The 25,055-nt window shown below is 65.9% G+C and carries 21 protein-coding genes; 7 read left to right on the top strand and 14 right to left on the bottom strand.

The window, feature by feature from the left end; genetic code table 11:
• Nucleotides 1–2: 2 nt before the first annotated feature.
• A complete protein-coding gene (locus AC1RT8_RS01800) occupies nucleotides 3–917 on the bottom strand; it encodes a LysR family transcriptional regulator (RefSeq protein ID WP_493073891.1) in 915 nt (304 codons plus the stop codon).
• Nucleotides 918–1,022: 105 nt separating this feature from the next.
• On the opposite strand from AC1RT8_RS01800, the gene AC1RT8_RS01795 reads away from it, so the two are divergent.
• Entirely contained in the window at nucleotides 1,023–1,889 is an 867-nt protein-coding gene (locus tag AC1RT8_RS01795) for an NmrA family NAD(P)-binding protein (RefSeq protein ID WP_493073890.1), read from the top strand.
• 5 nt (nucleotides 1,890–1,894) lie between these two features.
• On the opposite strand, the gene AC1RT8_RS01790 is transcribed toward AC1RT8_RS01795, so the two are convergent.
• Nucleotides 1,895–3,631 (bottom strand): alpha/beta hydrolase family protein, encoded by a 1,737-nt coding sequence (locus AC1RT8_RS01790; RefSeq protein ID WP_493073889.1) that lies wholly within the window; start codon nucleotides 3,629–3,631, stop codon nucleotides 1,895–1,897.
• A 120-nt stretch (nucleotides 3,632–3,751) separates the two neighbouring features.
• Here AC1RT8_RS01790 and AC1RT8_RS01785 point away from each other — a divergent pair, with 120 nt between their 5' ends.
• On the top strand, nucleotides 3,752–4,513 hold the full coding sequence (locus AC1RT8_RS01785; RefSeq protein ID WP_493073888.1) for an NRDE family protein: 762 nt from the start codon (nucleotides 3,752–3,754) through the stop codon (nucleotides 4,511–4,513).
• 9 nt (nucleotides 4,514–4,522) lie between these two features.
• Here AC1RT8_RS01785 and alaS read toward each other — a convergent pair whose 3' ends face one another.
• A complete protein-coding gene (alaS, locus tag AC1RT8_RS01780; RefSeq protein ID WP_493073887.1) occupies nucleotides 4,523–7,180 on the bottom strand; it encodes an alanine--tRNA ligase in 2,658 nt (885 codons plus the stop codon).
• Nucleotides 7,181–7,282: 102 nt separating this feature from the next.
• Between alaS and AC1RT8_RS01775 the strand changes: the two genes are divergently transcribed.
• Nucleotides 7,283–8,959: a hypothetical protein gene (locus AC1RT8_RS01775; RefSeq protein ID WP_493073885.1), complete on the top strand. Its 1,677-nt coding sequence runs from the start codon at nucleotides 7,283–7,285 to the stop codon at nucleotides 8,957–8,959.
• Nucleotides 8,960–9,084: 125 nt separating this feature from the next.
• Here AC1RT8_RS01775 and AC1RT8_RS01770 read toward each other — a convergent pair whose 3' ends face one another.
• Both AC1RT8_RS01770 and AC1RT8_RS01765 read right to left on the bottom strand, forming a co-directional pair.
• The gene (locus tag AC1RT8_RS01770) at nucleotides 9,085–10,341 is read right to left on the bottom strand and encodes a M24 family metallopeptidase (protein WP_493073883.1); all 1,257 of its coding nucleotides are present in this window, start codon (nucleotides 10,339–10,341) and stop codon (nucleotides 9,085–9,087) included.
• 16 nt (nucleotides 10,342–10,357) lie between these two features.
• Nucleotides 10,358–10,654, bottom strand: coding sequence for a hypothetical protein (locus AC1RT8_RS01765; protein ID WP_493073881.1), 297 nt, complete (start codon nucleotides 10,652–10,654; stop codon nucleotides 10,358–10,360).
• A 98-nt stretch (nucleotides 10,655–10,752) separates the two neighbouring features.
• On the opposite strand from AC1RT8_RS01765, the gene AC1RT8_RS01760 reads away from it, so the two are divergent.
• Entirely contained in the window at nucleotides 10,753–12,045 is a 1,293-nt protein-coding gene (locus AC1RT8_RS01760) for a dicarboxylate/amino acid:cation symporter (RefSeq protein ID WP_493073879.1), read from the top strand.
• A gap of 181 nt (nucleotides 12,046–12,226) precedes the next feature.
• Here AC1RT8_RS01760 and AC1RT8_RS01755 read toward each other — a convergent pair whose 3' ends face one another.
• The 3 genes from AC1RT8_RS01755 to recA all read right to left on the bottom strand — a co-directional run bounded on the left by AC1RT8_RS01755 (nucleotide 12,227) and on the right by recA (nucleotide 14,993).
• Nucleotides 12,227–12,859: a glutathione S-transferase family protein gene (locus tag AC1RT8_RS01755; protein ID WP_493073877.1), complete on the bottom strand. Its 633-nt coding sequence runs from the start codon at nucleotides 12,857–12,859 to the stop codon at nucleotides 12,227–12,229.
• 13 nt (nucleotides 12,860–12,872) lie between these two features.
• The gene (locus AC1RT8_RS01750) at nucleotides 12,873–13,709 is read right to left on the bottom strand and encodes a class I SAM-dependent methyltransferase (protein ID WP_493073876.1); all 837 of its coding nucleotides are present in this window, start codon (nucleotides 13,707–13,709) and stop codon (nucleotides 12,873–12,875) included.
• 189 nt (nucleotides 13,710–13,898) lie between these two features.
• Nucleotides 13,899–14,993 (bottom strand): recombinase RecA, encoded by a 1,095-nt coding sequence (recA, locus tag AC1RT8_RS01745; RefSeq protein WP_372854166.1) that lies wholly within the window; start codon nucleotides 14,991–14,993, stop codon nucleotides 13,899–13,901.
• 244 nt (nucleotides 14,994–15,237) lie between these two features.
• Between recA and AC1RT8_RS01740 the strand changes: the two genes are divergently transcribed.
• The 3 genes from AC1RT8_RS01740 to AC1RT8_RS01730 are packed head-to-tail and all read left to right on the top strand — an operon-like array spanning nucleotide 15,238 to nucleotide 17,501.
• Nucleotides 15,238–15,927 carry a DUF6304 family protein gene (locus AC1RT8_RS01740; protein ID WP_493073874.1) on the top strand — a complete coding sequence of 230 codons (690 nt, stop codon included), beginning with the start codon at nucleotides 15,238–15,240 and terminating at the stop codon, nucleotides 15,925–15,927.
• A 48-nt stretch (nucleotides 15,928–15,975) separates the two neighbouring features.
• Nucleotides 15,976–16,989, top strand: coding sequence for an adenosine deaminase (locus tag AC1RT8_RS01735; protein WP_493073872.1), 1,014 nt, complete (start codon nucleotides 15,976–15,978; stop codon nucleotides 16,987–16,989).
• On the top strand, nucleotides 16,986–17,501 hold the full coding sequence (locus AC1RT8_RS01730; protein ID WP_493073870.1) for a phosphoribosyltransferase: 516 nt from the start codon (nucleotides 16,986–16,988) through the stop codon (nucleotides 17,499–17,501). The genes AC1RT8_RS01735 and AC1RT8_RS01730 overlap by 4 nt, the downstream gene beginning before the upstream one ends.
• On the opposite strand, the gene AC1RT8_RS01725 is transcribed toward AC1RT8_RS01730, so the two are convergent.
• From AC1RT8_RS01725 to AC1RT8_RS01700, 6 genes are all read right to left on the bottom strand, one after another.
• Nucleotides 17,498–17,851 carry a response regulator gene (locus AC1RT8_RS01725; RefSeq protein WP_493073867.1) on the bottom strand — a complete coding sequence of 118 codons (354 nt, stop codon included), beginning with the start codon at nucleotides 17,849–17,851 and terminating at the stop codon, nucleotides 17,498–17,500. The two genes, AC1RT8_RS01730 and AC1RT8_RS01725, sit on opposite strands and share 4 nt — an antisense overlap.
• A 37-nt stretch (nucleotides 17,852–17,888) precedes the next feature.
• Complete coding sequence (locus AC1RT8_RS01720) at nucleotides 17,889–20,285, bottom strand: hybrid sensor histidine kinase/response regulator (RefSeq protein ID WP_493073864.1); 2,397 nt, start codon at nucleotides 20,283–20,285, stop codon at nucleotides 17,889–17,891.
• Nucleotides 20,286–20,506: 221 nt separating this feature from the next.
• Entirely contained in the window at nucleotides 20,507–22,561 is a 2,055-nt protein-coding gene (locus AC1RT8_RS01715; RefSeq protein WP_493073861.1) for a M13 family metallopeptidase, read from the bottom strand.
• Between the two features lie 82 nt (nucleotides 22,562–22,643).
• A complete protein-coding gene (locus AC1RT8_RS01710; RefSeq protein WP_493074655.1) occupies nucleotides 22,644–23,153 on the bottom strand; it encodes a DUF2062 domain-containing protein in 510 nt (169 codons plus the stop codon).
• A 46-nt stretch (nucleotides 23,154–23,199) separates the two neighbouring features.
• Nucleotides 23,200–23,682: an SsrA-binding protein SmpB gene (gene smpB, locus AC1RT8_RS01705; protein WP_372854156.1), complete on the bottom strand. Its 483-nt coding sequence runs from the start codon at nucleotides 23,680–23,682 to the stop codon at nucleotides 23,200–23,202.
• 94 nt (nucleotides 23,683–23,776) lie between these two features.
• Nucleotides 23,777–24,838, bottom strand: a complete 1,062-nt coding sequence (locus AC1RT8_RS01700; protein WP_493073856.1) for a DUF1963 domain-containing protein — start codon at nucleotides 24,836–24,838, stop codon at nucleotides 23,777–23,779.
• Between the last annotated feature and the right edge of the window lie 217 nt (nucleotides 24,839–25,055).

The following is a 25,055-nucleotide window of genomic DNA, read 5'->3' as shown; positions in this document are numbered from 1 at the left end:
GGTCAGCCCGATTGATGCGTGGAAAGCGTCTCGACCACGAAATCGATAAAGGCGCGCACCTTGGCGGCCCGCTGCTGCCGGGACGGGTAGAGCGCATAATAGGGAAACACCTCGCCCGGCCAATCGGGGAACAACTCGATCAGCCGGCCCTGCTCGATCGCGTCGCTGGTGCCCAGCGCCAGGATTTGCGCGATCCCGGTACCTGCGATGCACGCGCGGAGCATGGTGCTGCTGTCGGATGTCATCAGCCGTGCCCTGATCTTGACCGGCAGGACTTCGGCACCCCGGCGGAACTCCCAGTCATAGGCCCGGCCATGCGCCGCATCCCAGAAATCGATCGCGTCATGATCGATCAGGTCGGAGGGGTGCGTCGGCCGCCCGCGCCGCGCGACATAGGCAGGCGAGGCAACCGTCAGCACACGCGTTTCGATCAGCTTTCGCGCGACGAAAGAGCCGGTCGACGGCTCGCCGGAACGCAGCGCCAGATCGAAACCGTCAGCGACCAGATCGCCGACCGAATCGCGCATGATCAGCTCGAGCGTCAGCTGAGGATGCCGTTCCAGGAATATGGCGACCTGCTCGGCCAGCACGACCTGCGAGAAGAAGGGGTCGACATTGACGCGCAACCGCCCGCGGACCACTGCGGCCGACCCGGATGCTTCGATGGCCGCCTCCTCGATCCCGTCGAGATGCGGACCGATCCGTTCGTAGAAGCGCCGGCCCTCGTCGGTGAGGTGCATCGAGCGCGTGGTGCGTTCGAGCAGCCGGATACCGACCCGCGCCTCAAGCCGGGCAATGGCGCGGCCGACACCGGAAGGTGACAGGCCCAGCGCCTCGGCGGCGCGCACCATCGTCCCCGCCTCGACGACGGCCATCAACACCGTCACGCCGGACAGCAGCCGAGCATCATAGGCCATGACAATTCCCGATTCTCAGTCTCGACTGTTTTGACATATCGGCGTTCGAATCAACAGTGATGCATCGCTAGATCGCCTTTCGACGGATATTCGAAAGGACGCATCATGTTCGCAGTCACTGCCATTACGGGAAAAGTCGGCGGCGCCGTGGCGCGCGCGTTGCTCAACGAAGGCAAGAACGTCCGCGCCATCGTGCGCGACGCGGAGAAGGGGGCGCCATGGATCGCACGCGGTTGCGACATGGCCATCGCCGATGCCGACGATGCGGGGCCGCTCGCGACCGCTCTGGAGGATGTGGAAGGTGCCTTCATCCTGCTTCCGCCGGTATTCGATCCCAGCCCCAGCTTTATCGAGACCAGAATGCGCATAGCCGCGATCAGGGAAGCGTTGAATCAGGCCCGACCCGCAAAGACGGTGGTGTTGTCAACGATCGGCGCCGACGCCGCGGAGCCGAACCTGCTCAACGCGCTGCGCCTGCTGGAACAGGGGCTGGCGGACCTGGACCTGCCGATCACCTTCCTGCGCGCGGCCTGGTTCATGGAAAACGCGGCCTGGGATCTGCCTTCCGCGCGCGACGAGGGTGTGATCCACAGCTATCTCCAGCCGCTCGATCGCCCCATCGCGATGGTCGCCACCGACGATGTCGGCCGGGTCGCGGCGGCGCTGCTGCAGGAAGACTGGAGCGGGCACCGCATCGTCGAACTGGAAGGGCCGACACGCACCAGTCCGAGCGATATCGCCGCAGCTTTCGCCAGCGCGCTCGGCCGGCCCGTCGTCGCGGATGCCGTGCCCCGTGCGGACTGGGAACGGATCTTCCACGATCAGGGCATGGTCAACCCGCTGCCCCGCATGCGGATGATCGACGGCTTCAACCAGGGCTGGATCGATTTCGCGGAGCGCGGTGCCCATGCTCGCAAGGGCAGCATCACCATCAACCAGGCGATCGCGGCACTCGTAGCCGCGGATCGTTGAGCCCATCAGCCCTGGGTCGCCGTTCCGGCCACGACATAAAGGGTGACGAGCAGCCCGGCCAGCACCGCGCCGGGCCGATGGCTGCCGGTGCGGCTCCAGGCGAAGGTCATGATCGCGCCCGCGGCAGCGAGCACGGGCACGAACTGGATCGCGATGACGGTTGTCAGCGGATCGAAGCCCGTCACCAGTGTGCCCGTGGCGAAGAAGGCGCCGTAAACGACGCCGAGCAGCACGGCGAACCCGCCGCATAGTATCAGCATGGCCGAGACGTATCGCGCTAGGCCCCCGTCGCGCATGACCGTCAGCGAGCGCAGCACGCGCCCGGTCATCAGGAAAGCCAGGGTGATCGGCACGACATAGATCAGCGCGATCAGCCATTGCCGCGCGCTCGGCGGCTTCACCGCCACGACCCAGAAGCGGAGGTCCGTCAGCAGGAAACGCTGCACCAGCGCCAGGAGCAGATAGGCAGCCAGTGTTACCACCAACGCGAGCAGGATAGTCTTCAACCAATCCGCTCCCGGCTCCTGCCCAGCAAGGCCGCGCCGCCCGAAGAGCCACGTGAGCCCTGCCCCGACCAGCGCCCAAACGGCGACCTGAGTCGTCACCGTCTGCGGCAAGATCATTGTCGCCGGTACCAGCAGGAAGATCGCGATGAATGCCGGGAAGAAGGTAAGCATTGGCACGGCGGCGGCGGCGATGGCCCTACGCCACCATCGAACATCGCGACCCGGCCCTGCCGCGACGGCATTGCCCCGCAGCGAGGCGAAGAAGCGGGACGCCAGCAACAACTCGAACAGCCCGAGCACCAGCGGCACGAAGCCGAGCAGGCCGATACCCGTTCCGATCTCCCTCCAGAACCATACCTGGTCTCCGGCCGGGCGCGGATGGCCTCCAGCAAGGGTGCGAGCGAACCAGTCGGTCGCGCGCCCGATCGCCGCTGTCGAAATGTGATCGCCCGGGTGCGTGGTGGAGGGCTGCACCAGATAGCGCGCCGTCCCCGCAGGGATCGAGCCATAGAGTTTTCCGGCCTGCACCGTCTCTGAGGTACCGAATAGCTGCTTCAGCTTGGCGCTCTGACCGACATCCATGGCCCGCCCGGCGCCCCACATCAGCTGTGAGAATTCGTCGTAGCGGCTATAGACCAGCCCGAGATTGCGCGGCCATTCGGGCGTGCCCTCCTTCGCATAAGGCGCGCCGGTCGATGACCCTTCGAGCACGATCGCGCGGTAGGCGTCGGGCATCGCCGCTGCCGCGGCGAGCACGGTCCAGCCGCCCATGCTGTGCCCTTCGAGCCCGATCTGGTCCTTGTCGACGAAGGGCAGCGAGCGGAGATAGGCAAGCCCGTCGGGCCCGCCAAAGCCGTTCGAAAAGGCCTTGCCGCCGCTATAGCCATGGCCGGTCTGGTCCATCGCCAGCACGACATAGCCACGCCGGGCGAATTCGATCGCAAAGCCGTCCTGCATCTCGCGCGAATTGATATAACCGTGCACCGCGAGCACGCCGGGCGCCAGGCTGGCCGGGCTCGCATTCGCAGGGACATAGAGCAGCGCGCTCATCTCGGTGCCGTCGGCGCCCCTGAAGCGGATATCGCTGACCCGGGTGCCGCCGGAAGTCTGGATCGCGCTGGCGAGCAGTGCGCCTCCCAGGATCATCGCCAAGCCGATCGCCGCCAGCAACCAGCGTGGCCACCGGCGAACCGCCGGGGACGAATCGAGATCGGCCGAATCCTGCTGGCTGTCCATCTTTCCCTCCCCATCGGGCGCGGTCGCTCGGCGCCGGCGCTCTCGGACGATGTCATGCGCCACCGCACGAACGCTGTCGAGACGATGTCAAAGCCGCCCGCGCCGTTCTAAGAGACCTGCATGTGTGTCCTGGCCTTTGCGTGGCAAGCGCATCCCCGCTGGCCGCTTTTGCTGGCCGGCAACCGCGACGAACTCCATGCCAGGCCGGCGCAGCCGCTGGAGCGATGGACGGAGCCGGACCATCTGCTCGCCGGCCGCGATCTCCAGTCGGGCGGGACCTGGCTGGGCGTGTCCGAGCAGGGCCGGCTGGCCGTCGTCACCAATCTGCGCGGCTTCGGTGCGCCGGTGCCTGGTCTCGCCTCGCGCGGCGCTCTGGTGACGGACTATCTGGAAGGCAGAGGCGCCCATGCCGATCCGCTCACGGCCGACCTGTCGATCTTCAACCCGGTCAACCTGATCGTCGCGGACCAGCGCGACGCGCATTTCCTGTCGAACCGGCCGGATATCACGCGAAGCGCCCTCGCCTCGGGCCTGTATGGGCTTTCCAACGGCAGGCTTGACGAGCCATGGCCCAAGACGATGCGGATCAAATCATGCCTGCTCGACTGGATCACCGGCGAGGCGACTGACCCGGAGCTGCTGTTCGATGGTCTCCACGAACAGGTCCTGCCCGATATCGGCGTGGAACCGCGCTCGCCGTCGGACGTGCCGCAGGAACCGCTTCAGTCGCCGATCTTCATCCGCAACCCGGTCTATGGCACGCGGTGCAGTACCGTCGTCGCGATCGACACCAAGGGCCGAGGCGTCATCATGGAACGGCGTTTTTCAACAGACGCCAGCGAGACGGGCAGGACGAGCCTGGACTTTTCCTGGCCCCGATGATCCGATGCTTCAGGCCGTCGCGGGCTGCTCGGCCAGCGCTGCCCTGATCGCCTCGACGGCTTCCGCGCCCTTCGACCCGTCCGGTCCGCCGCCCTGCGCCATGTCGGGCCGGCCGCCGCCGCCCTGCCCGCCCAGCACCGTGACGGCGCGGCGCAGCAGATCGACCGCGCTATAGGTCCCGACCAGATCGTCAGTCACGCCCACCGCGATCGACGCACGGCCTTCATTGACGGCGACCATCACCGCGACACCCGACCCGATCCGCTGCTTGGTTTCGTCGACCGCGCCGCGCAGGCCCTTGGCGTCGAAATCCTGCACGACCTGGCCGACGAAATTGACGCCGCCGACCTGCTCCGGCCCGGCCGCAGCGGACGAGCCGCCGCCAAGCGCCAGCGCCTTCTTCGCCTCGGCCAGTTCGCGCTCGAGCCGGCGCCGGTCCTCGACCAAGGCCGCGACACGGGCCGGCACCTCGTCGGGCGACGCCTTCAGCGCCGCCGCCGCCTCGCGCAGCTTTTCGTCGCGGGCAGTGAACCATTGCCGCGCGGCTTCGCCGGTCAGCGCCTCGATGCGCCGGATGCCGCTCGACACCGCGCTCTCGCCGACGACCTTGAACAGGCCGATATCGCCGAGCTGCTTCACATGCGTGCCGCCGCACAGCTCGAGCGAATAGATCCTGTCGCCCTCCCGGCCCATCGAGACCACACGAACCTCGTCGCCATATTTCTCGCCGAACAGCGCCATCGCGCCTTCGTTGATCGCTTCTTCCGGCGTCATCAGGCGCGTCGAGACGTCGCCATTCTCGCGGATATGGCGGTTCACATCGGCCTCGACCTCGGCGATGCGCACCGGCTCGATCGCGGTCGGCTGGGAGAAGTCGAAGCGCAGGCGGTCGGGTGCGACGAGGCTGCCCTTCTGCGCGACATGCAGGCCGAGCCGCTGGCGCAGCGCCTCGTGCAGCAGATGGGTCGCCGAATGGTTGGCGCGGATCGCCCCGCGGCGGCCGTGGTCGACGGTCAGCCGCACGGCGTCGCCCACCGAGACATCACCGGCCTCCACATAGAGCCGGTGCGCCCAGAGGCGTCCGAGATGCTTCTGCGTATCCTGGATCGTCCCGCGCAGACCCTTCTCGCTGGCGATCGATCCGGCATCGCCGACCTGGCCGCCGCTTTCGCCGTAGAAGGGCGTCTGGTTGACCACGAGGTCGACGGTGTCGCCCGGCCCGGCGCGATCGACGCGCTGGCCGTCCTTGATCAGGGCGAGCACCTGGCCTTCGCCATCCTCGGCCGAATAGCCGAGAAACTCGGTGCTGCCGGTTTCCTCGGTGATGTCGAACCAGATATCGTCCGACGCGCGGTCGCCCGAGCCCTTCCAGGCGGCACGCGCCTTGCGCTTCTGCTCGGCCATGGCCTCGTCGAAGCCGGCGCGATCGACGCCGAAGCCCTGCGCCCGCAGCGCATCCTCGGTCAGGTCGTATGGGAAGCCGAACGTGTCGTAGAGCTTGAACGCCGTCTCGCCCGCGAGCGTCGCGCCCGGCCCCATGCCGGCGGTCGCCTCGTCGAGCAGGCGCAGGCCGTTTGTCAGCGTGCGGCGGAACTGAGTCTCCTCCTGCAGCAAAGTCGCCTCGATCGAGGCCTGGGCGCGCAGCAGCTCGGGATAGGCGGAGCCCATCTCGGTCACCAGCGAGGGCACCAGGCGGTGCATCAACGGCTCCCTGGCGCCGAGCAGATGCGCATGGCGCATCGCGCGGCGCATGATCCGGCGCAGCACATAGCCGCGGCCCTCATTCGCCGGCAGCACGCCGTCAGCGACGAGGAAGCCCGACGCGCGCAGATGGTCGGCGATCACGCGGTGGCTCGCCTGGGTGTCGCCCGTGCTCGGCGTGCGGGTCAGCGCGCTCGATTCGGCGATCAGCGCCTTGAACGTGTCGGTGTCGTAATTGTCATGCACGCCCTGCAGCACGGCGGCGACGCGCTCCAGCCCCATGCCCGTGTCGATCGATGGGCGCGGCAGGTTGGTGCGCGTGCCGTCGGCCGATTGCTCGAACTGCATGAAGACGAGGTTCCAGATCTCGACGAAGCGGTCGCCATCCTCGTCCGGGCTGCCGGGAGGGCCGCCGGGGATATGGTCGCCATGATCGTAGAAGATCTCGGAACACGGGCCGCACGGTCCGGTGTCGCCCATCGACCAGAAATTGTCGGAGGTCGCGATGCGGATGATGCGGCTTTCGGGCAGTCCGGCGATCTTGCGCCACAGGTCATAGGCTTCGTCGTCGGTATGATAGACGGTGACGGTCAGCCGGTCGCCCGAGATGCCCCATTCCTTCGTGATCAGATTCCAGGCGAGCGAGATCGCACGCTCCTTGAAATAGTCGCCGAAGGAGAAATTGCCGAGCATCTCGAAGAAAGTGTGGTGGCGGGCGGTGTAGCCGACATTGTCGAGGTCGTTATGCTTGCCGCCGGCGCGCACGCACTTCTGCGAGGAGGTCGCGGTCACATAAGGGCGCGTTTCCAGGCCGGTGAACACGTTCTTGAACGGCACCATGCCGGCGTTGACGAACATCAAGGTCGGATCGTTATGCGGCACCAGCGGCGCGGACGGAACGCGGGCGTGCCCCTCGGCTTCGAAATAGTCGAGAAAGGATCGGCGGATGTCGTTGGTCGATGTCATGCTGGCGACTTAGGCGAGGGAACGGCGCTACTCAAGCGGATCGCAGTGGTTTGCCGCACGACGATCCGGTAGGCTGATGCGATCGAGCGAGGGAAAAGGCCGATGCGTGCGTTGCTGCTGATGCCGTTGATGGCGTTGCTTCCGGCATCCGTGAACGACGGTGCAATTGCGCCGCCCCTGTCGGTGCTGCTCGCGGGCGTCACGATCTGCAGCGGGGACGATGGACCGCTCGCGGCGAAGCCCGAGTTGCTGCCCGGCTATGGCAATGGCGGCTTCCCGATCGTCACGGCAAAGCCCGAGGCACAGGCCTGGTTCGACAATGGCATGCAGCTCGCCCACGCATTTGCGCACAAGGCGGCGACGGCGGCCTTTGCCGAAGCGGTGCGCATCGATCCGTCCTGCGCCATGTGCCAATGGGGCGCGGCGTGGAGCGACGGGCCGACGATCAACTACCCGATCGACGCGAAAGAGAGCGCGGCGGCAGCCGCCAAGGTCGCCACAGCCGAAAAGCTGCTCACGCCAATATCCCCCGCAAAGGAGCGCGAGCTGATCGCGGCGCTGAAGCTGCGCTACCAGAAGGGCGGCGGTACCGGGGCGGGCGATACCGCTTTCGCCAGGGCGATGGACGCGCTCGCTGTGCGCTATCCCGACGACAACGAGATCGCGACCATCGCCGCCGACGCCTGGATGGTGCCCGCCTCGCTGACCAACACCCCTACGCACCTGCCCCGCGCGGTGGCGCTGCTAGAGATCGTGCTCAAGCGCGATCCCGACTATACCCCGGCGATCCATTTCTACATCCATGCGACCGAGATGAGCGGCTTTCCCGGCCGCGCCGAACGCTTCGCGGACAAGCTGCCGAGCCTCGCGCCGCGTGCGAGCCATTTGATCCATATGCCGTCGCATACCTTCTACTGGGTCGGGCGCTATCAAGATGCGGCGGACGCCAATGTTCGCGCGGTCGCGATGGGTGTGGAGAATGCGAAGCGTCAGGGCCTGCCCCAGCCGGGCGGCGAATGGCAGCTCCCTTATCATGGCCATAACGTCCAGTACGGCGCGGGCGGCGCGCTGATCTCGGGCGATGCGAAGGCAGCGCTCGCGCTCAGCGGGCCGATGCTCGAAGACGGACCGAAGGATCCGCACGGTGCCGGCGTCTATGTCCAGATGGCGATGGGCACCGCCTATGCCGCTGAGGGGCGCTTCGCCGATCCGAAGGACGTGCTCGCGCTGCCCGATCCCGGCGACAAGGTGAAGTTCGCCCAGGCCTTCCGTCACTATGCCCGGGGCGAAGCTCAGGCGCGGCTCGGCAATGCAACGGGCGTGCGGGCCGAGATAGCGCTGATCCCGAACAGCGTCGGACCGGTCAGGTTCGACGACATGACCGCCCACACCACTCGGCTGATCCGCATTGCGCGGCTGGTGCTGGAAGGGCGCGCGGCGATGATCGAGGGCAAGCCGATGCGTGCAGCTGCCGCTTTCGAGAAGGCCGCGAAGCTCGACGAATCGGCCATGATGCAGGTGCTGGTCGACCCGCCGGCCTGGTGGTACCCGGTCCGCCGCAGCTACGCCGCCGCCCTGCTCGTGGCCGGCAAGCCGAAAGAAGCGCTGAAGCAGACCGATCTGGTGCTGGCGCGGCGGCCGAACGATCCGGTTACTCTTTCGCTTCGTGCCGACGCCGAGATCGCGCTGGGGCTGACCGAAGCAGCGGCAAAGGACCGGGCGCTGGTCGAACGCGGCTGGCACGGCGACAAGGCGGGGCTTTCGGCGAAGCTCGCCTGAGCCTCTCCCTCCCCGTTCGTTTCGAGCGCAGTCGAGAAACCTTGCTCAGCCTTTGCGGCCTGTTTCTCGACTACGCTCGAAACGAACGGAAGGAGGGAAATCTCGTCTCCGGCTGAACCTGAGCCCTATCCGAACGGCTGCTCGATCGAGGGCGGTGGCTGGGAGAACCATTTCGGCCCGGCCTCGGTCATGTGGAAACAATCCTCCAGCCGAACCCCGAACTTACCCGGCAGATACAGCCCCGGCTCGTCGGAGAAGCACATGCCGGGCGCCAGCGGCGTCGTCTCGCCATGGACGAGGTTGACCGGCTCATGCCCGTCCAGCCCGATGCCATGGCCGGTACGGTGCGACAGGCCCGGCAGCTTGTAGCGCGGGCCATAGCCCAGGCTTTCGTACAGGCGGCGCACCGCATCATCGACGCTGCCTGCCGGCGCTCCTAGCGTCGCGGCGGCAAAGGCGGTCGCCTGCCCCTGGTGGACATGATCCCAGACCGTGCGCTGCTCGGCGTTCGCGGCGCCGAACACGAAGGTGCGCGAGACGTCGGATTGATAGCCCTGCACGGTACAGCCGCAATCCATCAGCACGATCTGCCCGTCGGCCACCACTTGCGGCGCGCGGCTGCCATGCGGATAGGCTGCCGCCTCACCGATCAGGATCAGCGCGAATTCCGGGTCGCCGCCGAGCTTTTCGGTCGCCGCGTTCATCAGGGCGCCGATGTCGGCCGGTTTCATACCCTTCTCGATCCGCTTGTGAGTCCAGCGATAAGCCGCGATCGTCACATCGGTCGCGGTCTGCATCAGCGCGATCTCGGGCGCGGTCTTGATCATGCGGCAGCCGCGCACGACCGGATTGGCGGAGACGAGCTTCGCGCCCGGCAACGCTTTCGCAAGGCCATTCACCGCGAAGTACCGCAGCGTCTCCTCGATGCCGATCGGGCGCGCGGCGACCTTGCGGTCCTTCAGGAAGCCGGCGACGACTTTCAGCGGATCCTCGTCCTCCTGCCACACCCGCACCTCGGCCGGCACGCCGAGCGTCTGGCGCACCGAGGGCTCCTCGAAGAACGGCGTGACGATGCACGGATCGCCCTCGACCGGCAGCACGGCCGCGGTCAGCCGCTCGCTGCGGCCCCAGCGCACACCCGTGAAATAGATCAGCGACGAACCCGGCTCGATCAGCACGGCGCCGATGCCGTTCGCCTTCATCAGCGCCTGAGCCCGGGCGATTCGCGCCCTGCGCTCCTCAGTGCCGATTGGTGCCGTGCCGCTGGTGATATTATTCAGGGCGGAAAGATCCGGCTCCGCCGCGCGCAGGATCGATGGCGTGGCGAGCAGGGGCATCGCGACGGCGGCCCCGGCCAATATCTCGCGGCGTGTGATCAGCATGATGTGTCGGGTCCGGTTATGGTTTCGGCGCGACCGCTTCGCAGCGGAAGGTCACGTGCAGGTTGGTGATGGTGGGGCTGGTGTTGCCGTTGCTGTCGATGGCCTGATCGTAGTTCAGCTCGCCCCTGACCGCCTTCTTGTCGGCGCAATATTTCTCGGCAGCGACATCGAGTTCGATCTCCGTTTCGGCCAGCTTGCTCTCGGGCAGGGTTTCGATGACGATGCCGACCATACCGTCAGGCTGCACGGAAAGCGTGTATTCCGGGGCGGGCAGCGGCGCTGCCTGCAGCAAGGCGAAGAGGAGCAGGCTCATGCGCGCGGTTCCTTCGATATCGCCATCCACCGACATAAGACGCTTGACCGCGCCGCTGCAATCCCCTTCCCTGCCGCGCAAATTCCGGGGACATCTTCATGGCCAAGCGCCTTACGCTCTACATCATCATCGGCCTTGTGCTTGGCCTTGTCGTGGGCTGGGGCCTGCATCTTGCGATCGACGACGGCACGCCGGCTTCCGCCGCGTCGCTCGAAAAGATCGCCGGCTATTTCTCGATCATCACCACGCTGTTCCTGCGCCTGATCAAGATGATCATCGCGCCGCTCGTCTTCTCCACCCTCGTCGTCGGCATCGCGCATATGGGCGATACCGGGGCGCTCGGCCGGGTCGGGCTGCGTTCGCTTGCCTGGTTCATCTGCGCGAGCCTGTTGTCGCTGACCCTCGGCATGATCCTGGTCAACCTGCTTCAGCCCGGCGTCGGACTCGGCCTGCCGATCCCGCCCGCGACCGCCGATGCCGGGATCGTGAAGACCGCCTTCAACCTGAAGGACTTCGTCACGCACGTCGTGCCCGCCTCGATGATCGAGGCGATGTCGACCAACGAGATCATCCAGATCGTGGTCTTCTCGGTGTTCGTCGGCGTCGCGATCACGGCGGTCGGCGACAAGGCAGCCCCGCTGGTGCGCGCGCTCGAGGGGCTGGTCGCGGTGATGCTGCAGATCACCAATTATGTGATGCGGTTCGCACCCTTCGCGGTGTTCGCCGCCGTCGCCAGCACGCTGGCGGAACGCGGCCCCGGCGTGCTCGCCGATCTCGGCTATTTCATCCTCACTTTTTACATCGGGCTGGTGCTGCTCTGGCTGTTGCTGATCGGTATCGGCTTCCTGTTCATCGGCAAGCGCACGGCGCTCCTCGTCCGCTATATCCGCGATCCGCTGATCCTGGCCTTCTCGACCGCCTCGTCCGAGGCCGCCTATCCGCGCACCCTGGAGGCGCTCGACCGGTTCGGCGTGCCGCCCAAGATCGGCAGCTTCGTGTTGCCGCTCGGCTATTCGTTCAACCTCGACGGCTCGATGATGTACATGACCTTCGCGTCGCTGTTCATCGCCCAGGCGTACGGCATCCATCTCTCGATCGGCGAGCAGATCACCATGCTGCTGGTGCTGATGGTCACATCGAAGGGCATCGCCGGCGTACCGCGCGCCAGCCTGGTCGTGATCGCGGCGACCCTGTCGCTGTTCAAGATCCCGGAGGCCGGGCTGCTGCTGATCCTCGCGGTCGACCATTTCCTCGACATGGGCCGCTCCGCCACCAACGTGGTCGGCAACGCGATCGCGGCGAGTGTCGTGGCGAAATGGGAGGGCGATCTCGATCCGGTCGAGCCGGCGGAGATCGAACCGCCGCACGCACCGTCAAAGGGCGTGCTGTAGCGGCGGGTAAATTCCCTGTTCCGGGGCCGATAACAGGGAATTGGCACCCGGATAACAGGGAAAATCCCGGGCCGAACAGGGAATTCGGAACCTATCGCAATGAGAAAGAGCCCGCCGGTTCCCGAGGGTTCCGAGCAGCCCCTATTCTGCAACGATCCCGCGGGAAGTTGAATCAATCCGCTCAGGCGTATGCGTAAGGTCCGCCATTGGCGAGCGCCGCCTGATAGGCCGGCCGGGCATGGATCCGGTCGAGCCAGGCGATGGTGTGCGGGCGGGAGCCGTCGAGCCCGGCGCGGCTGCGCGCGGCTTCGAGCGGGAAGCTCATCATGATGTCGGCGCCGCTGATCTCCTCGCCGGCGAACCAGGGGCGCTGCGCCAGCTCGGATTCGACATAGTCGAGATGCACGTCGATCATCGGTCGGATGCGCTTCGCTGCCTTCTTGCCGAAGAACGGAATGCGGTTGACCACGAGCAGCACCAGCAAAGGCGGCATCATCGACCCTTCCGCATAATGGAGGAACTGGCGGTAGCGGAGCACCGAATCGCGGTGTGCCTGCGGGCCGAGCTGCCCATCGGCCTTCTCGACCAGATACTCGATGATCGCGCCGGTCTCGACGATGATCCTCCCGTCGTCGCTGTCCTCGATCACCGGCGATTTGCCGAGCGGATGAACCTGTTTCAGCTCGGGCGGGGCAAGCATGGTCTGTTTGTTCCGCTCATAGCGTTTGACCTCATAGGGCATGCCGAGCTCCTCGAGCATCCACAGGACCCGCTGCGAACGGGAATTTTCGAGATGGTGGACGATGATCGTCACGGGCGATCCTCTCTCATATGTCGTTGTGTGCCGACCATAACCACGCCGCGGCGGGGAAATCCACGGCATCGCCGGAACGATGGCGCGCGATGACCGCTTCGACGCGCGCCAGCATTGCCGCGCGCTCTTCCACGGGGGCCTGACGCAGCAGCGCCGCGGCCGGGCCGATCCGTTGCAGGAAGCGCAGCGCGGCGCCGACCGGATCGGGCCCCTGCCCGGCACGATAGGCGAAATCGACCGGCCTGGCGTCGATCCGCGACCATCCCGCCGCGCCCAGTACAGCCCGCACGAAATCGGGATCGGCAAAGGCGAAAGGTCCTGGCACATAGCCTGTGGGAGGCGGCGGCATTTCCCCCGCGACGGCGGAAACGAGTTCGGTTGCCCATGGGTTGAGCGCGGGCGGCCGGAAACAGGAGAAGACCAGGCCGGCCCCCGGCACCGTCCCGGACCGCAAGGCCGAAAAGGCCGCGACCGGATCGGGAAAGAACATGACGCCGTGGCGCGAAACGATGAGGTCGACCGGCGCAAGATCGGCGAGGTGATCCTCTGCCGGGCCGCATCGGAAGGAGAGATTGCCCAGGCCGCCAGCGCGTTCCGTGGCGATCGCGACCAGCGAGGGCGAGATATCGATCCCGACCACGGGCCGATCGGGCAGTGCCGTGGCGGTCGCCAGGCTCGTCGCGCCCGCGCCGCAGCCGATATCGACGATCGTTACGCTGCCCGGGGCCGCCATGTCGAGGATCGCCGCGTTGAGATGCACCGCCAGCCCGGCGAGGCAGCGATCGGTCTGCGGCCATTCCTCCGCCCAGACATCGCCGATCGAACCCGACCAGTCGTTCGCGCTCGTCATGCTTTTGTCTCCACGCCAGCGCGATCAAGCCACGCTGGAACCGCTCTATCCCGCATCCCCCGGGCGAACCAGCATGGCGAAGGGGCGCGCCCCAGTCCGAAATCTCAGGCCCCGAAATATGAAAGGCCCGCCGACGCGGGCGGGCCTTTCCGGGTTTTGCGACGGGGGAACGCCGCGTGAAGTCGGGTCTCAGAGATCGCCGTCATCGTCCTCGGGTTCGGGACCGGCCATCATCTCCTCGGCGACCTTGTCGGTGCGGGCACGGATCGCCTTTTCCAGGCGATCGGACATTTCCGGATTTTCCTTGAGGAAGGTCTTCGAATTCTCGCGGCCCTGGCCGATGCGGACGCTGTCGTAGCTGAACCATGCACCCGATTTCTCGACCAGCCCGGCCTTCACGCCGAGGTCGAGGATCTCGCCGATCTTCGAGATGCCCTGGCCGTACATGATGTCGAATTCGACCTGCTTGAACGGCGGCGCGACCTTGTTCTTGACGACCTTCACCCGGGTGGTGTTGCCGATGATCTCCTCGCGGTCCTTGATCTGGCCGGTGCGGCGGATGTCGAGACGGACCGAGGCGTAGAATTTCAGCGCGTTGCCGCCCGTCGTGGTCTCCGGGTTGCCGTACATCACGCCGATCTTCATGCGCAGCTGGTTGATGAAGATCACCATGCAACGCGAACGGCTGATCGAGCCGGTCAGCTTGCGCAGGCTCTGCGACATCAGCCGGGCCTGAAGGCCGACATGGCTGTCGCCCATCTCGCCCTCGATTTCCGCCCGCGGCACCAAAGCCGCGACCGAATCGACCACCAGCACGTCGATCGCATTCGAACGGACCAGGGTGTCGACGATCTCGAGCGCCTGCTCGCCGGTGTCGGGCTGCGACACGATCAGCTCGTCGATGTTGACGCCGAGCTTCTTGGCATAGACCGGGTCGAGCGCATGCTCGGCATCGACGAACGCCGCGGTGCCCCCGCCCCGCTGCGCTTCGGCGATGACGTGGAGCGCCAGCGTCGTCTTGCCCGAGCTTTCCGGCCCGTAGATCTCGATCACGCGGCCGCGCGGCAGGCCGCCCACGCCGAGCGCAATGTCGAGCCCGAGCGAACCGGTCGAGATCGCCTCGACCTGCATGGTTTCCTTCGAGCCCAGCCGCATGGCCGAGCCCTTGCCGAAAGCGCGGTCGATCTGTGCGAGCGCCGCGTCGAGTGCCTTGGCGCGCTCTGAACTCGCCTTGTCGTTGGAGACTGCCATTTTGTTGTCGATGACCTTCAAAGATGCCGCCACTGGAGCCTCCGTCGCTAGACTGATCACATCGTGCATTCAATGCGTGTTGGAAGCTCCGTATATGGTTTGTTCTCTTGGAACAAGTGGGGAACGAGTTTTTTTTGTTCCGCCGTTCATCAAGCCTGTAAGCAGGCGTGGGGCACGCGCATTCATCGTTCCGCTATCGCGACTAATCCGTGCTAGGCCGCCACCGGGGTGCGCCGAATAGGCTCGCCTCCTCAGCAATCAGGCGCGATGGAACGACATGGCTGGCGGTGTACATCCTGAGGAAGCCCCATTCGCTATCTATCAAGGCTCCTATGCCGATGAGCGTGGCACATTTCCGGCCGTTTTCACCAATGACGGTGAAGCTTTCACCATGACGGTCCTCGGTGTGACGTTTCGCGGCGAATCATTCGATAGTCTCGATCCGGATCCAGAGATTCCCGCCGCGTCGCTGCTTGGATTCGCCGCCTCCAATAGTCTCTGCGCGTGCGATATCTCGCTGACGATGCCGCTTCCGATCCTCGTGGAGGGAATCGACACAGTGGCTGACCTGAAGGTCGATCTCCATTTGGGTGCTCGAAAGCCGGCACCGCATGGCGGGATCAGCAACGAATCGCTGAAATTGGCACTGACCTTCTCCGATCTTCGCCTGCTATCTTCCGGCAATACCGGTTTTTTTGAAGATGAGTTGCTTGATCTCGCGCGCCAGCTTCCCGCTGGAACCAGCATCAAGAGCTGTCTCTTCTGTCAATATTCCGATTATAGCCCATATGGCAGCGGCCTCATCGGCAGCATGATGTGTTTCAGAAACATCAAAGCGGAATATAGTCGAGTGAACAGCAAAGAGGCTTTCTGGGGCGTGCATGATCGCTTTGATCGCCAGGTCCAGGAAACCTATCTCTGCGACGACTTCACATTGCGCATTGCCGGCACTGGATACCGCGGCTGAGACGAAAACCGCGCTTGCCCCCCTGCCCGCCCCGGGCAATGAAGCAGCATGACCGACCATGATTTCATCGCCGGCCTGCCCAAGGCCGAGCTCCACCTTCATATCGAGGGCAGTCTCGAGCCCGAACTGATGTTCGCGCTGGCTGAGCGCAACCGTATCGCAATCCCGTTTGCGAGCGTCGAGGAGGTGCGGGCCGCCTACGCGTTCTCCAACCTGCAGGATTTCCTCGACATCTATTATGCCGGCGCGAACGTGCTGCAGACGCAGCAGGATTTCCACGACCTGGCATTGGCCTATTTCGATCGCGCCGCGGCCGACGGTGTCGTCCATGCCGAGATCATGTTCGATCCCCAGACCCATACCGATCGCGGCATCGCCTTCGGCACGGTGATCGAGGGGCTGCTCGCCGGCATGGCCGAGGCGAAGGCCCGGCACGGCATGACCTCCAGGCTGATCCTCTCCTTCCTGCGCCATCTCGACGAGGCGGCAGCCTTTGCCACGCTCGAAGCGGCCGAGCCCTGGCTCGACCGGATCGACGCGGTCGGGCTCGATTCGTCCGAGCTCGGCCATCCGCCCGAGAAATTCGCCCGGGTGTTCGCCGCCGCCCGCGCCAGGGGCCTGCGCCTCGTCGCGCATGCCGGCGAGGAAGGCCCGCCCGATTATGTCTATCAGGCGCTCGACCTGCTCGGCATCGACCGGCTCGACCATGGCAATCGCAGCCTGGAGGATCCGGTGCTCACCGCGCGCCTTGCCCGTACCGGCATGACGCTGACGGTCTGCCCGCTGTCCAACCTGAAGCTCTGCGTGGTCGACGACATGGCCCATCATCCGATCGACCGCATGCTCAGGGTGGGTCTCCGCGCCACGATCAATTCCGACGATCCGGCCTATTTCGGGGGCTATATCGCCGACAATTATCGCGCGGCCGCCTCGGCGCGCGGGCTGGACCGCGAGGACCTGGCGCTGCTCGCGCGCAATTCGTTCCTCGGTTCCTTCCTGCCCGACGATGCGGTGGCGGCGCATCTGGCCAGTCTCGACGCCTATATGGAGGCAAGCCAATGACCGTCTTCACCGATATCCCGCACGAGGACTTCGTCGCCGCTGTCCACACGCTCGCCGCGCTGCTGGCCGATGACGACTGGAAGCCCGATTTCATCATCGGCATCGGGCGTGGCGGCCTCGCCCCCGCGGTCTATCTCAGCCATGCGACCGGCATGCCGATGCTCTCGGTCGATTATTCGAGCCAGGTGAAGGATTTCGCCGACGAACCGCTGGCCAGGCTGGCACGCCGTACCCAGGCCGGCGAGCGGCTGCTGTTCCTCGACGACATCAACGATTCGGGTCGTACCATCGGCCATCTGCGCGAGGTGCTGAGCGCGGCCGGCGCCGTGCCCGGCAGCATCCGCTTCGCCACCTTGATCGACAATGTCAGCTCGGCGCAACAGGTCGAGTACCGCGCCCGCACGATCGACCGGACCTTCAACAAGGATTGGTTCGTGTTCCCCTGGGAAGCGGTTGCGCCCGCCCAGTCGCTGGTCGAGGATGCGGCGGCAGTGCCGGAACGGATCGCTTAACCCAGCGAATCGAGCGCCTTGGACACCGCGTCCATGGTGAAGGGCTTGGGCAGAGTCGGCCGGTCGCGATAGGCTTCCGACAGGCTGTCGGTCGAGCCCCCGGTCGCGAAGATATAGGGAATGCCCCGCGCGGTCAGCGCATCGGCGATCGCCCAGCTCTTCTCGCCGCCGCGCAGATTCACGTCGAGGATCGCGGCGTCCACCCCGCCCGCTTCGATCAGCGCCAGCGCGTCGGCGACCGTGTCGGCGGTGCCGGCCATGGTCTTGCCGAGGACGTCGAGGAAATCCTCCAGCATCATCGCGATCAGGGGTTCGTCTTCGACGATCAGAATATTCTGCGGCCCGCTCATCGCCGTTCCATAATCGTCCCCGCGCCCCGCCGCCAAGTCATTTCGCCGCCAGCACGTCCCGCGCGGCCTCGGCAAGCTGTTGAACCGAGAAGGGTTTGGCCAAGAAGGAGACATTGTCGAGGTCGATCGACCTGCGCAATTGCTCCTCGGCATAGCCCGACATGAACAGGATCGGCAGGTCGGGATAGCGCGACCGGACCTGGCGGACCATGGTCGGCCCGTCCATCACCGGCATCACCACGTCGGAGATCAGCAGGTCGGGCCGCTCGTTGCGCGCCAGCAGGTCGAGCGCGACCTCGCCATTCTCCGCGGTCAGCACGGTATAGCCCTGCCGCGCCAATGCCCGCTCGGCAACCGTGCGCACCATGTCCTCGTCCTCGACCAGCAGGATCGTGCCGGTGCCCCAGAGATCGGTCGGCTTGTCCCTGCTCTTGGCGGGTGTTGCCGCCTTGGCCGGCTGCGGCGCGGTGTGGACGGGCAGGTAGATGGTGAAGACCGCGCCCTGGTCCCGATTGTCGGCAAAGATATAGCCGCCCGATTGCTTGACGATACCATAGACGGTCGACAGGCCGAGCCCGGTGCCCTTGCCCACTTCCTTGGTGGTGAAGAAGGGTTCGAAGATCTTGGGCAATATCTCCACCGGAATGCCGCCGCCGGTATCGGCCACTTCGAGCGCGATATAATCGGCGATCGGCAGGATGTCGGAGCCCATGCGCCGAACATCGACTGCGGTCACCGCCATGGTCTGGATCGAGAGCGTGCCGCCGCCGCGGGGATCCTTCGCCAGCATCGCATCGCGCGCATTGACCGCGAGATTGACCACGACCTGTTCGAGCTGCCCCGGATCGGCGCGCACCGGGCCGAGGTTGCGGCCATGCTTCACCGTCAGGGTCACCGTCTCGCCGAGCAATCGCTTGAGCAGCTGTGACACTTCGGAGATCACATCGGGCAGCTGAAGCACCTGCGGCACCAGGGTCTGCTGGCGCGAGAAAGCGAGCAATTGCCGCGTCAGGCTCGCCGCGCGGTTGGAATTGGCGCGAATCTGCTGGATGTCGTCATAATCGCTGTCGCCGGGCGAATGACGCATCAGCATCAGGTCGCAATGGCCGATGATGGCGGTCAGGATATTGTTGAAGTCGTGCGCGACGCCGCCGGCGAGCTGGCCGACCGCCTGCATCTTGGTCGCCTGCGCGACTTCGCGCTTCAGCCGCGTCTCCTCGCTGTTATCCTTCAGGCTGAGCAGCACCGCCGCATCGCCCAAGCCCCGAGCGCCGGCGATCGATAGCGCGACCGGCTCGTCGGGATGGTCCTTCAGCCGCACCGCGAGATCGGTCGAATGAGTCGCCCCGTTGGCGAAGCGGCGGATCGCGTCGGCGACCACGCCCTTGTCCTCCTTGACCAGCAGATCGCCCGGATAGAGCGGCGGCGATCCGGCATCGACCTGCGCGGCGCGCGCGAACGCGTCGTTCATCTGCAGGAAGCGGCCGTCGCGATCGACCAGCGCCATGCCGAACGGCATCAGCGAGACCAGGCTGCGCACATGCGCGCTGGCGCTCGCGCCGATCGCCGGCTCGCTCGCGCCGCCTTCCTCGTCGAGCATCACCACCAGCATCGGCGCGTCGTCGCCGTCGAGGAACGGCACCTGCAGCACGCGCAAGGGGCTGCCGCTCAACCCCTCGCGCTCGAACCGCACCAGGCCATGGCTGTCGGTGATCAGGAAACGCGCGAAATCGCGGCCGGCGACCGCGCCTTCCTCATGCCCCATCGCCCGGGCGCGCAGGACTCGATTCGCCGCGCGGATCCGGCCGTCGGGACCGATCAACGCCGCCATGATGCCGGCCGCGGCGAGCCGGTCGCCGGTCGGGCCGCCGATCACGCCCTCGACGGTGCTCGCGAGATCGAGTGCCTCGACGCCGCGGAACCGCCAGACGAGCAGGTCGTCGTCAGCCCCTGCCCGCTCGATCTCGGCCCTGAGCGGCGTGCCCCGCGCGAGCAGCCGGCCGACCGAGGCAGCGCCGTCACGCCAGGCCGCGCGGCCGGCGGCGCTCAGGTCGCCGATCCCCGCCTCGTCCACCGGCAAGGCGGGCGGTGTCGGGAAACCGGCGAACAGGCTTTCGTAGCGGTCGTTGGCGCACACCAGCCGCCCGGCGCGGTCGGTGATCGCCACCGCCTCCGGGCTGCTTGCCGCGAGAGCGCGCGCGACGCTCCAGTCGGGCTCGGTGGCTTCGGCCCGGCCGGCCAGGAAGAGCCGGCGGAACAGCAGCAGTGCGCCGGCAATCACCAGGCTCGTCGCCAGGAAGCCGGCGGCGACCGGGAGATTGCCGACCACGGCCAGGATCAGCAACGCGGCCGCCAGCCCGCACGCGCCCGCGATCAGCGCCGCGCCGCGCGCGGGCGAGAGCGTCGATGCGGAGGAAACGGGAAGGCTTGCCATCGAGATTTGTCTTGGACCGCGCGGGCGAGCCGTCAAGGGCTAGAGTGGAATTCGAACGGCTTACCCTTCCATCACCCCGGACTTGTTCCGGGGTCCACGGTTCCGCAACCATAACGGCTTGCGAGCCCGCGGAACGGTGGATGCCGGAACAAGTCCGGCATGACGGGGAGAGGAATCGACGATGACCTGGAAGCGGCCATCGCTCCGACCTTGCCGAAACACTACCAGATGCGAACGCGTTGCTCCGGCGTCAGATAGAGTTTCTCGTCCGGTTTGGGCTTGAACGCATCATACCAGGGATCGAGGTTGCGCACGATCCAGGCGCGCTGTTGCGAGGGGGCGTGCGGGTCGGTCAGCAGCCGGTTGCGCATGTCCGCCTCGCGATAGCTGCGCCGCCACACCTGTGCCCAGCCCAGATAGAATCGCTGGTCGCCGGTATAGCCGTTGATCACCGGTGCCGGCTTGCCGTCCAGCGAGGCATGATAGGCGTCGTACGCGGCGCTGAGCCCGGCGAGATCGGCGGTGTTCTCGCCAAGCGTCAGCTTGCCCTTCAGCTTCATGCCCGGCAGCGGCTCATAGGCGTCATATTCGGCGACCAGCGCGTCGGTGCGCTTGTTGAAATTCTCCACATCCTGCGGCGTCCACCATTCGGTCAGCCGCCCGGTCAGATCGAAGCTCGCGCCCTGATCGTCGAAATGATGGCTCATCTCATGACCGATCACCGCGCCGATGCCGCCATAATTGACCGCCGGATCGGCCTTGGGGTCGAAAAAGGGCGGCTGCAGGATCGCGGCCGGGAAGGTGATCGCGACCAGCGTCGGGTTGGCCTGGGCGTTCACCGTCATCGGGGTCAGGCCCCATTCCCAGCGATAGATCGGCTTGCCGAGCTTCTTGACGTTATACTCATGCGCCCATTGGTTGGCGCGCAGCGCATTGCCGAAGGCGTCGCCGGGCACGATCTTCAGCGCCGAATAATCCCGCCACTGGCTCGGATAGCCGATCCGCGGCGTGAAGGCGGCCAGCTTGGCGTGCGCCTTGACCTTGGTCTCCGGCGTCATCCACTCCAGCTTGTCGATCCGGACGTTCATCGCCGCGATGATGTTCTTTACCATCGCGTCGGCCGCCGCCTTGGTCTCGGGCGGGAAATATTTCGCGACGTACAGCTTGCTGACATCGTCGGTCAGGATACCGCTGACATGGTCGACCGCGCGCTTCCAGCGGTCCGCCTGTTCCGGCGTGCCCGAAATGACCGTGCCGAACATCGCGAAACGTTCGTCGTCGAACGCCTTGGGCAATACCGCCGCATAGCCGTCGAGCGAGCGCAGCAGCAGCTGATCCCGCAGCACGCCGATCGGCGCTTCCGCGATCAGCTTCGCGATCCCGGCGACCGCGGTCGGCTGCGCCACGATCACGGTATCGACCGGGGTGCCGACGCCCTTGAAATAGGCGGCGAAGTCGAAGCCCGGGGCGATCCTCTTCAGGCTCGCGACCGGCATCTTGTTATAGGTCTTGTTGGCGTCGCGATTCTCGATGTTGCTCCAGCTCACCTTGGCGATGGCCGTCTCGAAATCGACGATCGCTTTCGCGCGCGCCTCGGCATCGGGTTCGCCCGCCAGGGTGAACATCTTTGCGATATGCGCCTGATAGGCCGTCTTCGCCTCGGCCAGCTTGCCCTCGGTCGCGAGATAATAGTCGCGGTCGAGCGCCAGGCCGCCCTGGCGCATCTGCAGCGCATAATGCTCAGGGTCCTTGGCGTCCTGACCCACCCCGGCGAGGAAGGGCACGGGCACGCCGTTGATATCGGCCTCGGCAACCAGCGCGGCATAGCCCGATCTGGATTTCAGCCCCTTGATCCGGTCGAGCCAGGGCTTGATCGGCGCCAGGCCCTTCGCTTCGATCGCCACCGTGTCGAGATAGGCGGCATAGGCCGCGCCGATCTTCGACTCCGGCCGAGCCTTCTCCGCCTCGAGGATTTCATGGGTGCGCTCGCGCGACATGTCCTGCAGCCCGTCGAACGCGCCGTAATTCGCCTTGTCGGCCGGGATCGGGGTGTTCTTCTCCCAGATGCCGTTCACATAGCCGTAAAAGTCGTCGCCCGGCAGGACCCGCTTGTCCATTCCGGCTTCATCGACGCCGAAATCGCCAAAGGCGGGCTTGGCCACCGGTGCTGCCGCGGCCTCGGCGGCAGCCTGGGGTTGCGGTGCCGGGCTCGCCGCGGAGAGGCCGGCCAGCATGGTCGCGGAGAGGAGAAATACGGCGAAGGACGATCTGCGCATGTCGCATCCTGAAAAGGAGGGGAATGCGTCGTGTTCTAAGTCGATAACACGCCCAGTCAATTTCAGGACAGCAGGCCGTCCGTTATTTCCGCCGAGCGTGCGCGCGACTCCGCCATTTGCGCGCGACGCGCCAGCGCCAGCCCAGCGCCGCAACGGCATAGCCGACCACGGCGAAGGTCAGCGTGATGATGAACAGGCCGACGATCGTCGCCGGCCCGGCGGTGGAGAGCAGCCAGTGCAGCCAGCCGGAATTGGCCGCCACCTGCGTGGCGATCGGCGCGCCCGGTACCTGCGCATCGAGATGCAGCACCCATTTGCCGATCCAATAGGCGGCAACCCACAAAGGCGGCGTGGTGAACGGATTGGTGATGAAGGTCATCGCCGCCGCAACCGGGATATTGGCGCGGATCGGCAGCGCGAGCACCGCCGAAAAGGCGATCTGGGCGACCGGGAACAGGATGCCAGTGACCATGCCGAGCGCGACGCCGCGCGGCACGGAGCGGCGGGTGAAGCGCCACAGCGCAGGCGCGAGCACGCGGTGCGCCACCGGCCGGAGCAGGCGATTCTGCTCCATGCTCTCACGCGTCGGCATGGTGCGCCGCCACCATTCGGCAACGCGCGAGGAAAGGCCGGGCCGGTCAGCCACGATCACGCATGATCCTCCCCTGTTCGCGCTTCCAGTCGCGCTCCTTGATCGTCGCGCGCTTGTCGTGATCCTTCTTCCCCTTCGCCAACGCCAGCTCCACCTTGGCGCGACCCTTCGAATTGAAGTAGATCATCAGCGGCACCAGGGTCATGCCCTCGCGCGCCACCGCGCCGTGCATCTTGTTTATCTCGCGCTCATGAAGGAGCAATTTACGGGCGCGCTTCGGTTCATGGTTGAATCGGTTGCCATGGCTGAATTCGGGCACGTTCGAATTGATCAGCCAGACCTGCCCGTCCTTCACCTCGGCATAGCTCTCGGCGATCGAGCCGGTGCCGCTGCGCAGCGACTTCACCTCGGTGCCGGTCAGCGCGATGCCGGCCTCATAGACGGTGTCGATGGCATAATCGAACCGCGCCCGCCGGTTCTCGGCGACGATCTTGGTTTTCTCGAAGACAGGGGGCTTGGGGCGGGACATGGGACGGGCGATGTAGGCGTTTGATCCTCAGAACGAAAGCGGGCTTGGGCAGGATTTCTGCGCCCCTGTCGCAACGGTGCAACGATCGCCGCGATCAGCTTTGGGCCGTCGTCGCGCGAACAGCTGAAAAATCGCCTTCGCGCAGGCGCTCGGCACGTGTCAGGAAATAAATCGCGTTGGCGTCGTTGATCCAGAGGTCCATCGTCTTGTTGGATTCGATGCTCAACAGCGCGCGCCATTGCTCAACGCCCTCGGTTATCTCGGCCTCATTCTCCAAAATCCAGCGCATGTTCCCGTCGTCTTTCGCCTGCCAGGGCCGATAGATCGTGCCGCCGCGCAACCTGGAGCTCATCGTCTTCGCTTGCTCCCAATCCTCCCAACTGGTCCAAAGCCGGAGGCGTTGCGCGCCAGGACGACCGACGTCGTCGAAATACAGCTCCTCGCGCAGATCGTCCTCGCTCCAGCTTGGATAGCCCAGCATCTGTCCCACCACACCGACCGGCGATTGCAACCCTTCGGTGAGGGCATCGATATCGCCATCGGGATTGGCCCGTTCGAGCGTTTCCAGCCACCGCAAATCGAAGGTGGGAAAGGACAGCCCCGGTTCGAACGCGACCGACACGGGATTCAATGTCACGACGCTCGGATAGTCGAATTTCTCGCGGTCCGCGGGCGGCTCTCGCCGCACCAGCGGCTTGCCGTCGGGGGTCAGCAAGGCCGACACGGCGATCGGATCCGGATCGAGGTCAAGCGGGCTCACGAAGAAGGATAACAGACCCGATGCCGGAAGCATGTCCGCGACCACCGTTCCGGCTAGGCCCGACAGAGCGATCTGCGCGTAGAAGCGCAACGGGTTGCCGGCAGCATCGCCCGGCCAGGGCATGTCCGGAGGAAGATCGGGCACGCCACCGAACCGGGTCGCGCCGATCGGCGCGTCCGGCGCCCTGCCTGTCTCGAAGAGATAGAGGCAAGGCTCGGCCCGGCGACGGATCTCTGGCGCTGAAGCGGCAAAACCCGTTTTGTCGATCAACGCATCGAGCTGGGCTGCGTCCCTCACCCAATTCGGCTTCGGAAGCCTGCGGTCATGCGGCTCGGGCCCGATTCCCGCCTTGCGCATCGCACGGGCGCCGCGGAGGGCCTGCCAGAGCTTCCTCAAGGTCGACACGCTATCCCCTTTTGTCCGACCGATAGGCGTTCGTCGTACCGCCATATCGGTTCGCCGGCCAGGCCGGCAGGCTACGGGTATCGGAGGGCCCAGTCGATCGCGGAGACGAAGGACCTGAGTCCTCCGATTCAACATGCCGCCCGGTCGGATATCATGCCTGCCCCGAGATGCGGGTTCGCGATTCCGAAGGCCATGACATGACGATTCA

It is taken from the genome of Sphingomonas sp. GW821-FHT10F11, from assembly GCF_058809095.1.
Note: the sequence above shows the minus strand (reverse complement) of the source record. Positions and strands in the feature narration are given on the sequence as shown.

What these genes read in the sequence shown, in the direction of transcription:
- AC1RT8_RS01800 (WP_493073891.1), bottom strand. Translation starts at nt 917, where the DNA reads ATGGCCTATGATGCTCGGCTGCTGTCCGGCGTGACGGTGTTGATGGCC.
- AC1RT8_RS01795 (WP_493073890.1), top strand. Translation starts at nt 1,023, where the DNA reads ATGTTCGCAGTCACTGCCATTACGGGAAAAGTCGGCGGCGCCGTGGCG.
- AC1RT8_RS01790 (WP_493073889.1), bottom strand. Translation starts at nt 3,631, where the DNA reads ATGGACAGCCAGCAGGATTCGGCCGATCTCGATTCGTCCCCGGCGGTT.
- AC1RT8_RS01785 (WP_493073888.1), top strand. Translation starts at nt 3,752, where the DNA reads ATGTGTGTCCTGGCCTTTGCGTGGCAAGCGCATCCCCGCTGGCCGCTT.
- alaS (WP_493073887.1), bottom strand. Translation starts at nt 7,180, where the DNA reads ATGACATCGACCAACGACATCCGCCGATCCTTTCTCGACTATTTCGAA.
- AC1RT8_RS01775 (WP_493073885.1), top strand. Translation starts at nt 7,283, where the DNA reads ATGCGTGCGTTGCTGCTGATGCCGTTGATGGCGTTGCTTCCGGCATCC.
- AC1RT8_RS01770 (WP_493073883.1), bottom strand. Translation starts at nt 10,341, where the DNA reads ATGCTGATCACACGCCGCGAGATATTGGCCGGGGCCGCCGTCGCGATG.
- AC1RT8_RS01765 (WP_493073881.1), bottom strand. Translation starts at nt 10,654, where the DNA reads ATGAGCCTGCTCCTCTTCGCCTTGCTGCAGGCAGCGCCGCTGCCCGCC.
- AC1RT8_RS01760 (WP_493073879.1), top strand. Translation starts at nt 10,753, where the DNA reads ATGGCCAAGCGCCTTACGCTCTACATCATCATCGGCCTTGTGCTTGGC.
- AC1RT8_RS01750 (WP_493073876.1), bottom strand. Translation starts at nt 13,709, where the DNA reads ATGACGAGCGCGAACGACTGGTCGGGTTCGATCGGCGATGTCTGGGCG.
- AC1RT8_RS01740 (WP_493073874.1), top strand. Translation starts at nt 15,238, where the DNA reads ATGGCTGGCGGTGTACATCCTGAGGAAGCCCCATTCGCTATCTATCAA.
- AC1RT8_RS01735 (WP_493073872.1), top strand. Translation starts at nt 15,976, where the DNA reads ATGACCGACCATGATTTCATCGCCGGCCTGCCCAAGGCCGAGCTCCAC.
- AC1RT8_RS01730 (WP_493073870.1), top strand. Translation starts at nt 16,986, where the DNA reads ATGACCGTCTTCACCGATATCCCGCACGAGGACTTCGTCGCCGCTGTC.
- AC1RT8_RS01725 (WP_493073867.1), bottom strand. Translation starts at nt 17,851, where the DNA reads ATGAGCGGGCCGCAGAATATTCTGATCGTCGAAGACGAACCCCTGATC.
- AC1RT8_RS01720 (WP_493073864.1), bottom strand. Translation starts at nt 20,285, where the DNA reads ATGGCAAGCCTTCCCGTTTCCTCCGCATCGACGCTCTCGCCCGCGCGC.
- AC1RT8_RS01715 (WP_493073861.1), bottom strand. Translation starts at nt 22,561, where the DNA reads ATGCGCAGATCGTCCTTCGCCGTATTTCTCCTCTCCGCGACCATGCTG.
- AC1RT8_RS01710 (WP_493074655.1), bottom strand. Translation starts at nt 23,153, where the DNA reads ATGCCGACGCGTGAGAGCATGGAGCAGAATCGCCTGCTCCGGCCGGTG.
- smpB (WP_372854156.1), bottom strand. Translation starts at nt 23,682, where the DNA reads ATGTCCCGCCCCAAGCCCCCTGTCTTCGAGAAAACCAAGATCGTCGCC.